The sequence below is a fragment of the Bradyrhizobium sp. USDA 10063 genome, assembly GCF_054063735.1.
On sequence record NZ_JBSSGP010000002.1, the window covers coordinates 1753090 to 1766618 of the forward strand.

Genomic DNA, 13529 nt, shown 5'->3' on the forward strand with positions numbered 1-13529 from the left:
GCATGGTCAACAACACAGCGAAAACCTATACCGGCACCGCCACCTCGCGCGTCGATGGCCGCGCCAAGGTCACCGGCGCCGCCAAATATGCCGGCGACTTCAACGCAGGCGGCCTCGCTTATGGCGCGGTCGTGGAAGCCACCATCGCCAGGGGCCGCATTGCATGGATCGACGCAAGCGAGGCGTTGCGCGTGCCGGGTGTGATCGACGTGATCACCCATGAGAACAGGCCGCGCGTCGCCGACAGCGATGAGGCGTGGAAGGACGATGTCGCGCCGGAGCAAGGTTCGCCGTTCCGCCCGCTCTATGATGACACAGTGAAGTTCAACCAGCAGCCGATCGCGCTGGTGCTGGCGGAAGAATGGGAAATCGCGCGCTACGCGGCGTCGCTCGTCCGCGTCGACTACGAGAAGCAGCCATTCGTCACCGACGTCTATCGCAAGCGCGATGATGCCATCATGGTCGAGAAGCCCGACAAGCAGCGCGGCGATACGGTGAAGGCGCTGGCGGCGGCCGAGGTGCGGCACGAGGCCGACTATTTCATCCCGACCGAGCATCACAACCCGATGGAATTGTTTGCGACCACGGCGATGTGGGAGGCCGGCGGACCGCTCACCGTCTATGACAAGACCCAGGGCGTGCAGAACGTGCAGCAGTTCCTCTGCAACGTGTTCGAGAAGAAGCCGGACGAGATCCGCGTGATCTCGCCCTATGTCGGCGGCGCCTTTGGTTCCGGCTTGCGGCCGCAATATCAGGTGGTGCTGGCGGTGATGGGCGCCTTGAAGCTTCAGCGCTCCGTCCGGCTGGTGCTGACGCGCCAGCAGATGTATGGGCTGGGCTATCGTCCGGCCACCATCGAACGGCTTGCGCTTGGCGCGCGGCGCGACGGCACGCTCGATGCGATCAGGCATGAAGCGATCGCCGTGACCTCGCAGTTCGAGGAATTCTCCCGCAACGATACCGGCTGGTCGGCCCTGCTCTACACCTCGCCGAATGCCCGATATGAGCACCGCGTGGCGCCGCTGGACGTGCCGACGTCCTGCGACATGCGTGCGCCGGGTGCGGCGACGGGCGTCTATGCGCTGGAGAGCGCGATGGACGAGCTCGCGGTCGCGCTGAAGATGGATCCGGTGGAATTGCGGCTACGCTGCTATTCGGAGCGCGACCAGAACGAGGGCCTGCCCTACACCAGCAAGCGCCTGCGCGAATGCTATCGCGAGGGCGCCGCGGCCTTCGGCTGGGAGAAGCGCAAGGCGGAACCGCGTTCGATGCGTGACGGCAAGACTCTTGTAGGCTGGGGCATGGCCTCCGGCGTCTGGGAGGCGCTGCAGATGCCGGTCGCGGTGCGCATCGTGATGACTGCCAACGGCCACGCCGCGGTCTCCTGCGCGGCTTCCGACATCGGCACTGGCACCTATACGATCATGGCGCAGGTCGCGGCCGATAGTCTCGGGCTTCCGATCGAGAACATCACGATCCACCTCGCGGATTCCATGCTGCCGAAGGCGCCGGTCGAGGGCGGATCATGGATGGCGGCCTCCGCCTGCCACGCCGTGATCGCGACGGCGAGCGAGGTTCGCAAAGAGTTGCTGCGGCTGGCAAAGCTGATGAAGGCATCGCCGCTTGCCGATGCGGTCGAAGAAGACGTCACCCTTTCCGACGGCAAGCTGGTCAGCCGGACGCAAGCCGCGCGCGGGGTTTCGATCTCCGACATCATGCAACATGGCGCGATGGAGCGGATCGAGAAGGAAAAGACCAACGAATTTGCCGAGGACAAGGCGCACGCCAGGAACACGCACTCAGCCGTGTTCGCCGAGGTCAAGGTCGACGAACAGCTCGGCGTCATCAGGGTCACGCGCGTCGTCAGCGCGGTCGCCGCTGGCCGCGTGCTCAACCTGAAGACGGGACGCAGCCAGGTGATGGGCGCCGTCGTCGGCGGCATCGGCATGGCCCTGCATGAGGAGACGATCTACGACCATGGCCTCGGCCGGATCGTCAACCACGACATCGCCGAGTACCATGTGCCCGTCAACGCCGACATCCACGACATCGAGGTGATCTTCATCGACGAGCCAGATGAACTGATCAATCCGCTCGGGATCAAAGGGCTCGGCGAGATCGGGATCGTCGGGGTCGCGGCGGCGGTCGCCAATGCTGTCTACCACGCCACCGGCGTGCGGGTGCGCGACCTGCCGATCACCCTCGACAAGGTACTGGCGGGCCGCCGGGCGGCTTGACGACATCAGCCGGCATCCCTATTTTCTAGCTAGAAAATCTAGCCAGAAAGTTCGTGTGATGACCCGGCGAAATTGGTCGGTGCAGGACGCCAAAAACCGCTTCAGCGAGGTCGTGGAGGCAGCGCGGCGGGCACCGCAAACCGTCACCAAGCACGGCAGGCCCGCTGTCGTAGTCGTCGATATCGAGGAATACGACCGGCTCCGGCGCCTCGAACGCGCCAGCGCACCGTCATTTGCGGAGGTCCTGCTGGCCATGCCGCAGGATGACGTGGAGTTTGAGCACCGCGATGTTCGCGTGCGCGACCTCGACCTCTGATGTTCCTGATCGACACCGTGACGCTCTCGGAGCTGCGCAAGCGGGAGCGCGATCCGCTGGTCGTGGCATGGTTCGAGCGGCAGCGAACGGCCGATCTGTTCCTCAGCGTCATCAGTATTGGGGAGATCGAACGCGGCATTGCCCGACAGCGTGAGACCAACCCGGATTTTGCGGGCGCGCTGGCGGCCTGGCTTGATCGCGTGCTGACGCTGTACGGCGAAAGGATCGTACCGTTCGACCTGCGCGTAGCCCGGCGTTGGGGCGCGCTGAGCGCCAGCCTTGGCAATGATAGCGCCGACCTCATGATTGCGGCGACGGCCCTGGAATACGGGCTGACGGTTGTGACCCGCAATGCCTCCGATTTCAAACCTACGGGGGCCGCTGTACTCGCCCCCTTCAGCCGCAAGCCGGGCCGAAAGGCATAGAAATAGCTTCGACTTTCTGCCATCTCCGACCCCAGACCCCGGTCCCATCGAGTTGAATCCTTTCGGAAAAAACCGGTGTCCACATTCCGGCCCGCGCTCCAGAAGGGTTGCCGCCACGCCGAGAGATCAGCTAAATCGGCAGTCTTTAGGGATTTGGCTGGGCGCAACTAGTTTGCGAGCGCCAGAACGAAGGCACCTCATATGAGAAAGATCATCCTCGCGCTGGCGCTGCTGTATCCGGCCGCCGCGCTCGCCCAAGGGACTACCCCGCCTGCCGATCCGGCCAATCCCCCCATGGTCGGCGATAAGCCGCTGATGCAGGTCGGCACCAAGAAGCCGGCGGCAAAGAAGGGTGAGAAGGCCAAGCAGCAATCGGCCGCGCAAAAGCTCCAGGCATGCCAGGAGATCGATGACGGCACCAAGGAGCGGCTCAATTGCTATGACGAGATCTTCACGCCGCAGCCCAAGCCAAAGCCCGCCGCGGCCAAGGCCGTCAGCGAGTGCCGGTTCGTGAAGGAAGAGGACGAGCGGCTGACCTGCTACAACGGCTTCGCCGACAAGATTCCCAGGCTCCCGCAGTAGTCCGGCCGCAATCCGGTTACCAGGTGCTGTTCCAGAACGGCCCACCGCCGAAGAAGCCGAAACGCGACTGCTGCGCCACCCGCATCGGCCGCTGGCCCATGAACATCGGCTGCTGGCCCGCATACATCGGCTGACCCGCGTACATTGGCTGCGGCTGGTAGCTGCGGGCCCGGGCGACCTTGTGCTTCTTGGGCGCCTGCGGCTCATGCTTCTTGGCCTCGGCTGGGACGTACTGGGCGAAGGTCTCGCGCGCGCTGGCCTGGGCTGACGACTCGGCGGCCGGCGCCGGTGGAAGCGGCGCAGCAGCCATCTGGGTGGCCGGGGCTGGCGGCACGATGGTCGGGAGGCTGGTGTCGAAAACCACCCGCTCGGGCAGCTTCTGGGCCGAGTGGATGCGGACGGTCGACTTGTCGATGCCGGGGGCGCTATGGGTTGCCGTGGCCGTATCCTGCGGGACAAGAGCGTCGACTGCGTACAACAGCGCGAGCAACGCTCCGCCGACGTACAGGAAATAACGCGTCACCAACATCAGAACTGCTCCCCCGCGCGATGACGCGGTTTACTCGCCTAATGGCGATATAGGGAGTTAGTTCCTAGCCACACCCTGCAGGTTCAACCAAAGCGTTCACTTTTTCGGGACGCCTGCGCTAGATCATGATCCGGAAACGTGGAAACCGGTCTTGCGAAAAGATCATGCTCAAACAAAGAGATGAGATTGTGATCCCATTCCGTCGAATCGGATCATGATCTAGGCGCGGCTGGCCGTGACCAGGGAACACTTTGCCTTATTTGCATTAATGTTCACGAACCCGACCAGCACGCCGGCGTAGGTCTTGCGGCTCTTCATGTTGATGGTGTCACTGATCACGCGCCGGCGGTCGGTGAGATGCGTGCCGTCGGCGCGGGCAAAGGCGCAGGCGATCTCGATATCCTTGACCGGATAGCGGTTGGCGTTGCGCAGCGTCAGCGTGACCAGCGCTTTCGAGCCAAGGCCGCCGCGGCGCCAGAACTGGCGCGAGATCTTCAGCCCGTCGATTGGAGACCGCTCGACCGTGAAGGGCTCGTTCGTGCTGGCGGCCGGCGCCTCATCGTCCACCGCATCGTCCGCCGGCGCGGCCGCCTGCTCGGTAGGCACAGTCGCCTTCTGGATCCAGACGACATCTTGCGGAGGAGTCGAAGGCGGCGACGCCATGGCGACCGATTTGTTGTCGGCATCGCTGGGATTGGGGAGCATCAGCCATCCGGCAAATCCGGCGACGGGAAGAACGGCGAGCAGAACAAGCTTGGCGCCAAAGCCTTGAAACGACCACCTGCCGATGCCCATGGCCCTGTCCTCACCCGCGTGACAGCGCTTCCTGCCTGTACGCAAAGCCGCTGCGGCGCACCACCGTACGGCTTGAAGGGACACACCGCTGCACGGGGACCGCCACCTGTCGATCAACCATCCACTGGCGCTACGGTTCCAAGCCTCCCCGGCAAAATTGCGGCGCGCTGCCTGCGACAGGATGGCCTTGTGGATTCCGAGCCAGTAGATTGCCGCAACAATGGATCGCGCGATCACGCGGCTCCAGAGCATGATCCGGAAGATCATGCTCAGACAATGATCGAGCAAGATGGGAAATGAAATGCCGATAGAGGTTACCTGGGACCATATCCACCTGCGCACCCCCGATCCCGAAGCGACCGCGGCGTGGCTTCGAGACGTGCTGGGCGGCGAGATCATCCGCAACCCCGGCCGCATCGACGTGCAGCTTGGCGGCGCCAAGGTGTTCATCGCGCCGGTCGCGCCAGGCGACCGCGTCAATGCGCCGCCGGTGACGCCCTATCAGGGCCTCGACCATTTCGGACTCGCCGTGAAAGACATCGACGCCGTCGCCGCCGAGATCAAGGCGAAGGGCGTCGAGTTCACGACGGAGCCGACCACGATCCGCCCCGGCGTGCGCATCTGCTTCATCCGCGGGCCGCAGGGCATCTCGATCGAGCTCCTGGAGCGCGACAAGAAATATGCCTGACCGCGCGGCGCGTGCGCGTCGAGCGGTCAGAGCGTTTTCGAGCGAAGTGGACACCGGTTCGCATAGCAATCAAGTTTACGCAGATTGCGTAGACTTATCTGCGCGGAAAAACGCGTCAAAACTGGAATCTAGAGCTTCGGTTCTGATTCCATCAGAACCGAAAAAGGCTCTAGGTCATGCTGCCGGGCATGAAGCAGCGGATCTGCAGTCCGAGATAACCGCGGATCGGCCACACCATGGTGCGGCCGTAGCGGTTTGGCTCGGTGATCACGGCGTCATCAGGCACGTCGATCCATTCGCCCTCGATGCGCACGCGATAATGTCCGTCCTTGGATTCCCAATCGGCGTCGCTCACCGCGCTGCCGTCGGCGTCCGAGCAGCACGGCCCCTTCCCGCTCCTCAAACTGTCGAACCATTGCTTGAGCGGCGAATTGGCGTAGCGGCCATCGGGATCGCGCGCATGTCCGAGAGTTGCGGCAGTCACCGACAACATCGCTACGAGACTCAATGTGAGTGGGACTCTGAGGCGGACCGCTCGATGATGGTCCGTGATTCTACGGATGGAACCTGTTAGCTCTGCACGTAGGCGCGCGAAAATGCGGCCGGAATCGATCCAGTTCGTCACCTGTCTCTCGCTCCTGCACCCACCGGCCGGTGCCAACACCTATTATGCATTTCGCGGGCCAACTTGATTCGCCCAGCGCCACCGACACAACGTCGTCATCGAGACGTCGTTCACCAGTGGAACCATTTCGGCTTCGCACGACAGCGACGTCGCGCGCGGTCAACCTGCCGCGTTGCGCCGGACGTCGTGCTTTGGCATAAATTCTTGACCGGTTGCCATGGGCGCGAAAGGCGACCGGCCGCGGGGCGCTATGAGAAACGGCCTCTATTCCATCCACGTCACCTTGCTCGACGGACGCGTCGGCAAGGGCAGCGGGGTGATTGTGTTCCGCGACGGCCAGATTGTTGGCGGCGACGCTTATCTTTACTACACCGGCACCTACACCGTGAAAGGCAACACCTTCAAAGGCGAAGTGCTGGTGCAGCGACACACCACGCCGCGCGACAGCGAGAACCCGCTGTTCGGCGGGCCTGCGCCGGTCGGCATCGGCGTCACCGGAACCTTCACCGACACGCAGGCGACCATGAGTGGAACCGCGCTGGTCGGCAAAGCGAGCCAGATCTTCGGCGCGACGCTGCGCAAGCTCGTGGATATCGATTAGCGGATCACGTCGTCAGATTGATCGGTCCGACCGCGGGTTCACTTCACCTCTCCCGCTTGCGGGGGAGGCATAGGCCGCCTTGGCGGCCGTTCTTACAGAACGCCGAAGCGGAGCTTCGGCTATGGCGTCAGCGCCGGGTGGGGGCTCTCTCCCCACGATGAACAGTGTGAATCGCGGAGATACCCCCACCCCAACCCTCCCCCGCAAGCGGGAGAGGGAGCACACGCTGCGGCGTTCTCATCCGCCGCAAAGACAACTACTCCGCCGCCAGTTCGACCGGCGCGATGCGTGGCAGGATCATCTGGATCCGCGTGCCACCGCCGGGCTCGGAGTCGAGGTCGAGACGGCCACCGAGACGCGTCGTGACGATGCTGTAGACGATGTGAAGCCCGAGGCCGGTGCCGCCCTGGTCGCGTCGCGTGGTGAAGAACGGATCGAAGGCGCGGCGGCGCACGTCGAGCGACATGCCGCAGCCATTGTCGGAGAAGATGATCTCGACATTGTCCTTGCCCGAGGCGCGCACCTGGATGTCGACCTCGCCCGCCTTGCCGTCGGGAAAAGCGTGCGCGACGGAATTGAGGAAAAGATTGGTGAGCACCTGACCATACGGTCCGGGATAGGAGTTCATGACCAGGTTCGGCTGGCAATCGACGTTGAGCGTCAGATTGTGTTTGCGCAGGCCCGGCCGCAGACTCATTATCACCTGCTCGGTGAGATCGCCGAGATCGAAGGTGCGCTGGTCGGAATAGTTGCGGTCGGCGGCAACCTGCTTGAACGACTGGATCAGCTCGGCGGCGCGGTTGAGGTTGGCGACGAGTTGCGAGGACGCATCGCTCGTCGTGGCAAGGAAATCGTTCAGGCTCGAGCGCCGCAGTTCGCCGCGCTCGACCTGCGCGGCAAAGGTCGCCGCCTTGCGCTCGAGCGCGGAGGCGACGGTGAGGCTGATGCCGACGGGATTGTTGACCTCATGCGCGACGCCCGCGACCAGCCGTCCGAGGGCTGCGAGCTTTTCCGCCTCGATCAGCGAATTCTGCGTCTCGCGCAGATTGCGCAGCGCCGCCTCCGCAGCATCGCGCGCTTTGCGCATCTCGTGCTCGCTGCGCTTGCGCTCACCGATGTCGAGCGCCACCGTGACGATGTTCTCGATCTCGCCATTGACGTCGAGGATCGGCAGCTTGTTGACCAGCCATTGCCGCATGTTGCCGGCGGCGTCCTTGTACTCCTCCTCGTAGAAGCCGAGCTCCCTTCGGCCCGACAGCACCCGCTTGTCGTTCTCGTCGGTTTTCGCCGCGCCGTAGCGCGCCATCAGCTCGGCGGTGGTCTGGCCGATCGCCTCGTCCGGCTCGATGCCGAAAATGCCGGCCATGTAGCGGTTCATCAAGACGTAGCGGAGATTGCGGTCCTTGACGTTGATCACCGCCGGAACGGTGTCGATCACCATCTGCAGCAGGCGGCGGCCTTCGGCAATCGCGTCTTCGGCGCGTTTCTGGTCGGTGATGTCGCGCACCGTACCTTCGTAACGGATCACCTCGCCGTTCTCGTCGCGCACCGCGCCCGCGCTGTCGGACAGCCACAGCACCGCGCCGCTGCGGGAACGAACCTGATATTCGTAGTCGCGCACCATGCCGTCGCGGTCCATCAGCCGCTGATATTCGGTGCGCGCGGCCGGATCGACATAGACATTGGACGCGACATCATCGATGCCGTCGATCAGGTCCTGCGGCGTGGCGTAGCCCATCATCCGCGCCAGCGCCGGATTGGCGTTGAGCAGCGCGCCGCCCGGCGTCGTCACATAAATTCCATCGATGGAGGATTCGAACAGCTTTCGATAGCTTTCTTCGGCAAGCCGCTGCTCGGCGAGCGCGCGCACCGCCGCCTCGCGCGCGGCATCCGCGTCGACCAGCGTCTTACGGAACACCTCGGCGGCGCGGGCGATCTCGCCGATCTCGTTGTCGACGTCGGTCGCCGGGATCGAGGCGCTCTTCTCGCCGGCCGCGACCGCGCGGATCGACTTGGTGATCGAGGCGAGCGGCCGCACGGTGCGCCGGACCACGAGCAGCGCGGCAAAGATCCCGATCAGCACGCCGGCCGAGCCGAGCACGATGCTCTGCCATTTCGCCTCGGTGAGCGTGCGCGCAAAGTCGCGCGACAGGATATGGCCGCGGCGCGAGCTGAGCTCGCGCAACAGCTCGGTCACCCGCTGGATCAGGCGCCCTTCGGTGCCCAGGACCTCGCGGTCGATGTCGGCGATCTGGCGCTCCCGGATCGATATCGCGACGACCGCGTCGGCGTAATTGTTCACAGCGGTGCGCAGCGCCGGCTCGGTGATGGTCATCGACCGCATGCTCTGCGCCGCCTGCTCGGCCGCGGACGGGTTGTGGGCGAGCAGCCCAGTGGCGATGCGGCTCTGCGCCTGCAACAGCTCGGACGCGGTGGCGGCATCGGAACTTTCCGCCACCGCCTTGTCGAAGGCGTCGCGCAGCGGCGGCAGGCCGATGATCAGCTCGGCGCGGCGGTTGATCAGCGCCGAGATGCGCTCGATGCCGCCGCGGTAGGTGGCGAGGCGCTCGGTCACGCCGTCGATCATGTCCTGCTGCTCGGGGGCGAGCTCGATCCTGGTCTTCGTCAGCACCTCGCTGAGCGCACTGGCGGCCTCGCCGACCTGGATCGATTGCGTGCCGGGATCGGTGACGAAGTCGCGCGCCGCAAGCCGCAGCTCGTTCATCCGGCGGTCGATATCCTCAGCCAGGTCGCCGACGCTCTGCAGCCGCTGCAGTTCGGCGAAGGTGGCGTCGATATGACGGATCGCGATCACGCTGGCGGTCGAGGTGATGATGATGACCGCCAGCACCAGCAGGAAGCTGCCGAAGGTAAGCTGACCGATCGACAGCGCGAACGGTCGCTTCTGGGGCGGATTCGGCGGCAATTCGGAGGTCATGCTAAGGGGGGCCGGGCTGAAATCGACCCCCAATATACGACGTAATCTGGCTCCGGGGGAACCGGGGCTGAGCCGTAAAGCTGCTGTCGGAGGCCTCAGCCGGCGGCGTCGACCTCGAAGACGTCGCCGTCATAGCCGGCCTCAAGGGGGATGCGGAGCTGGCGGCCGGTGGCGGTTTTGGTCATGACGGGCATCACGGTCACAATGGATTTCCCGCGGCTGTCCTCCAGCGCCTGACTGACGCTGGCCTGCTTGCCGAGCCGGATCAGGTTCCGGGTGGTCGGGAACGGCAGCTTGAAGCGGCCGCGCTCCCCGCCCTCCAGCGCCTCGCGCGGAGACACCCAGATCGAATCGGTGGATTCCCTGCCGTCATGGGCGCCGAGCTGCTCCGGAGGCGCCGCGGCGAGGAAGAACCAGGTGTCGAACCGCTTCGGCATGCCTTCCGGCGTGATCCAGTGCGCGTAGGGGATCAGTTCGTCGAGCGCCAGCACCATGCCGGTCTCGGCCAGCACGTTCAGGAAGCTGGTCTTGCTTTCGCAGAGTGCGCTCCGATGGGCGAGCTCGATCTCGCGGGCGCGGGGCGCATCGACCAGCTCGCTCGATCCCTTCGGCCGCGCCAGCAGGATGCCGCTCTCCTCGAAGGTTTCACGGATAGCGCCGATGCGGAAACTGAGCGCGCTCTCGTCGAGCCCCTCGCCGGCGGAATAGAGCGCGGGGTTGGCGATGATCTCCTTGTCGCCCTTGTCGACGCTGCCGCCGGGAAACACCAGCGCGCCCGAGGAGAAATCGATCTCGTAATGGCGGACCATCATGAAGACTTCGATTTCTTGACGTGCCGCCGCGTCGCGCAGCAGCAGGATGGTGGACGCAGCGCGCGGCGTGACGATCTCGGCCATGGCGGCTCACTCCTCGGGACCTCATCCTGAGGAGCGGCCCTCGGCCGCGTCTCGAAGGATGATTTGGACGCATCGGGGGCCTCATGGTTCGAGACGCCGCTGCGCGGCTCCTCACCATGAGGGGTAAGAATTCAGCCCGCGGCGCTGGACCGCGGCTGCAGGTTGGCGCGGCGGTCGACGCGGGCCACGCGCGACAGGAGATAATCGACCTCCGCCCTCGCCTGCGGGGTGATCACGGCGCCCGGCTTGCGCTGGGCGCTGGAGGCGATGATGCCGCGCTTCTGCAGCACATATTTGCGCACGGTCAGCCCGACGCCCGGCTGCTGCTCGTAGCGGATCAACGGCAGATGCGCGTCGAACAGATCATGCGCGGCGTCGCGATCGCCGGCTTTTGACAGTTTGACGACATCGATGAGGAGTTCCGGAAATGCATAGCCCGTCATTGCGCCGTCGGCGCCGCGCTCCATCTCGAAATCGAGGAACAGGCCGCCATTGCCGACCAGGATGGAGAGAGGCCGCAGCGAGCCGTCCTTCTGGAAATTGCGCAGCGTCGTAATCTTCTCCAGACCCGGCCAGTCCTCGTGCTTGAGCATCACGCAGGACGGGCAGTCCATCACGATCTTGCGGATCACCGCCGGCGTGAACACCACCGTGAGCGTCAGCGGGTAATCCTGCAGCACCCAGGGGATGTCGTCGCCGATCGCGTCCTGCGCCTGCTTGAAATAGCCGATGATCTGGTCGTCGGTGCGAAGATGCGGCGGCGGCGCGATCATGACGCCGGCAGCGCCCGCATCCATCGACGCCTTGGCCAGCGAACGCATCGAGGCGAAGCCCGGCGCGGAGACGCCGACGATCACCTGCAGATCCTTGGCGCGCTTGATGAAGCGGACCGCGACCTGCTCGGCCTCGCCCGCATCCAGCTTCGGCGCCTCGCCCAGGATGCCGAGCACGGTGACGCCGTCGCAGCCGACCTCGGTGTAGAAGTCGCTGAGCCGGTCGATCGAACGCTCGTCGATGCGGCCGTCGTCATGGAACGGCGTCGGCGCGATCGCAAAGGTGCCGGCGGCCTGGGCGGTGAGCTTCGTCATTCGTGCCTCTATCCTCTTTCAAAACCGCCGCGCACCCATCTTGATCTGCTCCTCGGAGAAGAAGATCTCGTTGGCGTGGGCGACGATATCCTCGGCCTTCCAGCCGCTGAACGGCGGCTTCCAGCCTTCCATTTCCATCATCCGCATCTCCCTGACCCCACGCGGGCCGGAAACGCCGAGCACCTTGCCGGTCTGGTCGCCCGACAAATCGCTGACCATGTATAGCACGGCCGGCGCGATGCCGTCCGGGCCGAGCGCGGCACCGGGGTTTTCTTTATAGCGGGGCAGGTCTGCGGTCATGCGGGTCAGCGCGCCCGGGGCGAGCGTCCAGATCCGGATGTTGTATTTGCGGCCCTCGATCGCCAGCACGTTGGAAAAGCCCCAGATGCCGCCCTTGGCCGCGCCGTAGTTGCTCTGGCCGAAATTGCCGATCAGACCCGAGGTCGAGGAGGTGTTGACGATAACGCCGCCGCCGTTCTCCCGCATCCATCGGAACACCGGCAGCGTGCAGCAGAAGGTGCCTTTGAGATGCACCTTGATCACCTTGTCCCAGTCGGCCTCGCTCGATTTGGCAAAGGTCTGGTCGCGCAGGATGCCGGCATTGTTGACGAGGATGTCGGCGCGGCCGAAATTCTTGATGGCGTCGTCGAACACCGACTGGCCGCCTTCCAGGGTCGAGATGTCGGCGCCATTGGCAACTGCGCGGCCGCCTTCGGCCTTGACCGCATCCACCACCTGCTGCGCCATCGACTTGTCGGCGCCCGAGCCGTCACGCGGGCCGCCGAGGTCGTTGACCACCACCGCCGCGCCCTCGCGCGCGAACAGCTTTGCGTAGGCCTCACCGAGCCCGCCGCCCGCGCCGGTGATAATCGCCACCTTGCCGTCGAGTAATCCCATGGTTTCTTCTCCCTCGCTTTTTTGACGGTGAATTACGCCAACACCGTCTTGCCGTTGCGGATCACGGTGACGCCGCGCGATTTCACCTTGGCCTCGAACGAGACCACGTTGCCGTCCTTCCAGAGATCCATCGTCACGGTCTCGCCAGGAAACACCGGCGAGGAGAAGCGCGCGACGTGCTGCTTGAAGGCGGACGGATCGTAATCGGCGTAGGTCTGCAGCACGCCGCGGCAGGTGATGCCGTAGGTGCACATGCCGTGCAGGATCGGGCGCGGGAAGCCCGCTTTCTTCGCGAATTCCGGGTCGGAGTGCAGCGGGTTGCGGTCCCCGCAGAGGCGGTAGATCACCGCCTGGTCCGGACGGGTGGAGATGTCGACGGTCTTATCGGGCGCGCGCTCCGGCACCTTGTGCGGCTCGGGCTGGCCTTCGGACGGCCCACCAAAGCCGCCATCGCCGCGGGCGAAGCGCGAGGCGACCAGCGTCACGAGCTTCTCGCCTTTCTCATCCTTCAGGACGGTCTGGTGACGGATCACCGCGCCCTTGTCCCTGCCCTTGTCGAAGACGTCGAGCACGGACGAATCCGCCGTGATGTGCGCGGCGGTCGCCAGCGGCTTGTGAAAGGTGATGTCGCGCTCGCCGTCGACCACCAGCACGCGATTGAGGTTCATCTCGCCGGGGCCGGCGCCCCAGGCCGCAACGGATGCGAACGTCGGCACCACCTTCAGCGGTCGCGGCGTCAATGTCGCTTCATTGACGAAGGCGAGCTCGCGCTCGTCCATGGGATCGGCGCCGAGCCCGATGCCATAGGCATAGAGCATCACCTCGCGATCGCCGTAGCTGTATTTCTGGCCGAGATTTTTCAGGGCCATGAGCTGCTCGTAATTGATCGGCATTTCCTTGCTTCCTCCCCGG

The 13529-nt window shown here is 64.8% G+C and carries 14 protein-coding genes; 6 read left to right on the top strand and 8 right to left on the bottom strand.

What is annotated here, in order from left to right; genetic code table 11:
- Window positions 1–2: 2 nt before the first annotated feature.
- From ACVJGD_RS10570 to ACVJGD_RS10585, 4 genes are all read left to right on the top strand, one after another.
- Window positions 3–2237: a xanthine dehydrogenase family protein molybdopterin-binding subunit gene (locus ACVJGD_RS10570; protein WP_456634296.1), complete on the top strand. Its 2235-nt coding sequence runs from the start codon at window positions 3–5 to the stop codon at window positions 2235–2237.
- Between the two features lie 79 nt (window positions 2238–2316).
- Complete coding sequence (locus ACVJGD_RS10575; RefSeq protein WP_456634297.1) at window positions 2317–2553, top strand: type II toxin-antitoxin system Phd/YefM family antitoxin; 237 nt, start codon at window positions 2317–2319, stop codon at window positions 2551–2553.
- Entirely contained in the window at window positions 2553–2978 is a 426-nt protein-coding gene (locus tag ACVJGD_RS10580) for a PIN domain-containing protein (protein WP_456634298.1), read from the top strand. The genes ACVJGD_RS10575 and ACVJGD_RS10580 overlap by 1 nt, the downstream gene beginning before the upstream one ends.
- Before the next feature lie 201 nt (window positions 2979–3179).
- Window positions 3180–3560, top strand: a complete 381-nt coding sequence (locus ACVJGD_RS10585; protein ID WP_456634299.1) for a hypothetical protein — start codon at window positions 3180–3182, stop codon at window positions 3558–3560.
- Window positions 3561–3576: 16 nt separating this feature from the next.
- Here ACVJGD_RS10585 and ACVJGD_RS10590 read toward each other — a convergent pair whose 3' ends face one another.
- Together ACVJGD_RS10590 and ACVJGD_RS10595 are read right to left on the bottom strand one after the other, a co-directional pair.
- Entirely contained in the window at window positions 3577–4089 is a 513-nt protein-coding gene (locus ACVJGD_RS10590; RefSeq protein WP_456634300.1) for a hypothetical protein, read from the bottom strand.
- Window positions 4090–4308: 219 nt separating this feature from the next.
- On the bottom strand, window positions 4309–4884 hold the full coding sequence (locus ACVJGD_RS10595; protein WP_456634301.1) for a hypothetical protein: 576 nt from the start codon (window positions 4882–4884) through the stop codon (window positions 4309–4311).
- 301 nt (window positions 4885–5185) lie between these two features.
- Here ACVJGD_RS10595 and ACVJGD_RS10600 point away from each other — a divergent pair, with 301 nt between their 5' ends.
- Entirely contained in the window at window positions 5186–5572 is a 387-nt protein-coding gene (locus tag ACVJGD_RS10600; RefSeq protein ID WP_456634302.1) for a VOC family protein, read from the top strand.
- A gap of 169 nt (window positions 5573–5741) precedes the next feature.
- Here ACVJGD_RS10600 and ACVJGD_RS10605 read toward each other — a convergent pair whose 3' ends face one another.
- On the bottom strand, window positions 5742–6197 hold the full coding sequence (locus ACVJGD_RS10605; RefSeq protein WP_456634303.1) for a hypothetical protein: 456 nt from the start codon (window positions 6195–6197) through the stop codon (window positions 5742–5744).
- 250 nt (window positions 6198–6447) lie between these two features.
- Between ACVJGD_RS10605 and ACVJGD_RS10610 the strand changes: the two genes are divergently transcribed.
- Window positions 6448–6798 carry a GrlR family regulatory protein gene (locus ACVJGD_RS10610; RefSeq protein WP_456634304.1) on the top strand — a complete coding sequence of 117 codons (351 nt, stop codon included), beginning with the start codon at window positions 6448–6450 and terminating at the stop codon, window positions 6796–6798.
- A 256-nt stretch (window positions 6799–7054) separates the two neighbouring features.
- Here ACVJGD_RS10610 and ACVJGD_RS10615 read toward each other — a convergent pair whose 3' ends face one another.
- The 5 genes from ACVJGD_RS10615 to ACVJGD_RS10635 form a co-directional block, all read right to left on the bottom strand.
- Complete coding sequence (locus ACVJGD_RS10615; protein WP_456634305.1) at window positions 7055–9736, bottom strand: PAS domain S-box protein; 2682 nt, start codon at window positions 9734–9736, stop codon at window positions 7055–7057.
- A 95-nt stretch (window positions 9737–9831) separates the two neighbouring features.
- Window positions 9832–10632 (bottom strand): NUDIX hydrolase, encoded by an 801-nt coding sequence (locus ACVJGD_RS10620; RefSeq protein ID WP_456634306.1) that lies wholly within the window; start codon window positions 10630–10632, stop codon window positions 9832–9834.
- 131 nt (window positions 10633–10763) lie between these two features.
- Window positions 10764–11720: a dihydrodipicolinate synthase family protein gene (locus tag ACVJGD_RS10625; RefSeq protein ID WP_456634307.1), complete on the bottom strand. Its 957-nt coding sequence runs from the start codon at window positions 11718–11720 to the stop codon at window positions 10764–10766.
- A gap of 18 nt (window positions 11721–11738) precedes the next feature.
- Entirely contained in the window at window positions 11739–12617 is an 879-nt protein-coding gene (locus tag ACVJGD_RS10630; protein ID WP_456634308.1) for an SDR family oxidoreductase, read from the bottom strand.
- A 32-nt stretch (window positions 12618–12649) separates the two neighbouring features.
- Window positions 12650–13510, bottom strand: coding sequence for a MaoC/PaaZ C-terminal domain-containing protein (locus tag ACVJGD_RS10635; protein WP_456640223.1), 861 nt, complete (start codon window positions 13508–13510; stop codon window positions 12650–12652).
- Window positions 13511–13529 lie beyond the last annotated feature (19 nt).

What these genes read in the sequence shown, in the direction of transcription:
- ACVJGD_RS10570 (WP_456634296.1), top strand. Translation starts at nt 3, where the DNA reads ATGGTCAACAACACAGCGAAAACCTATACCGGCACCGCCACCTCGCGC.
- ACVJGD_RS10580 (WP_456634298.1), top strand. Translation starts at nt 2,553, where the DNA reads ATGTTCCTGATCGACACCGTGACGCTCTCGGAGCTGCGCAAGCGGGAG.
- ACVJGD_RS10585 (WP_456634299.1), top strand. Translation starts at nt 3,180, where the DNA reads ATGAGAAAGATCATCCTCGCGCTGGCGCTGCTGTATCCGGCCGCCGCG.
- ACVJGD_RS10590 (WP_456634300.1), bottom strand. Translation starts at nt 4,089, where the DNA reads ATGTTGGTGACGCGTTATTTCCTGTACGTCGGCGGAGCGTTGCTCGCG.
- ACVJGD_RS10595 (WP_456634301.1), bottom strand. Translation starts at nt 4,884, where the DNA reads ATGGGCATCGGCAGGTGGTCGTTTCAAGGCTTTGGCGCCAAGCTTGTT.
- ACVJGD_RS10600 (WP_456634302.1), top strand. Translation starts at nt 5,186, where the DNA reads ATGCCGATAGAGGTTACCTGGGACCATATCCACCTGCGCACCCCCGAT.
- ACVJGD_RS10610 (WP_456634304.1), top strand. Translation starts at nt 6,448, where the DNA reads ATGAGAAACGGCCTCTATTCCATCCACGTCACCTTGCTCGACGGACGC.
- ACVJGD_RS10615 (WP_456634305.1), bottom strand. Translation starts at nt 9,736, where the DNA reads ATGACCTCCGAATTGCCGCCGAATCCGCCCCAGAAGCGACCGTTCGCG.
- ACVJGD_RS10620 (WP_456634306.1), bottom strand. Translation starts at nt 10,632, where the DNA reads ATGGCCGAGATCGTCACGCCGCGCGCTGCGTCCACCATCCTGCTGCTG.
- ACVJGD_RS10625 (WP_456634307.1), bottom strand. Translation starts at nt 11,720, where the DNA reads ATGACGAAGCTCACCGCCCAGGCCGCCGGCACCTTTGCGATCGCGCCG.
- ACVJGD_RS10630 (WP_456634308.1), bottom strand. Translation starts at nt 12,617, where the DNA reads ATGGGATTACTCGACGGCAAGGTGGCGATTATCACCGGCGCGGGCGGC.
- ACVJGD_RS10635 (WP_456640223.1), bottom strand. Translation starts at nt 13,510, where the DNA reads ATGCCGATCAATTACGAGCAGCTCATGGCCCTGAAAAATCTCGGCCAG.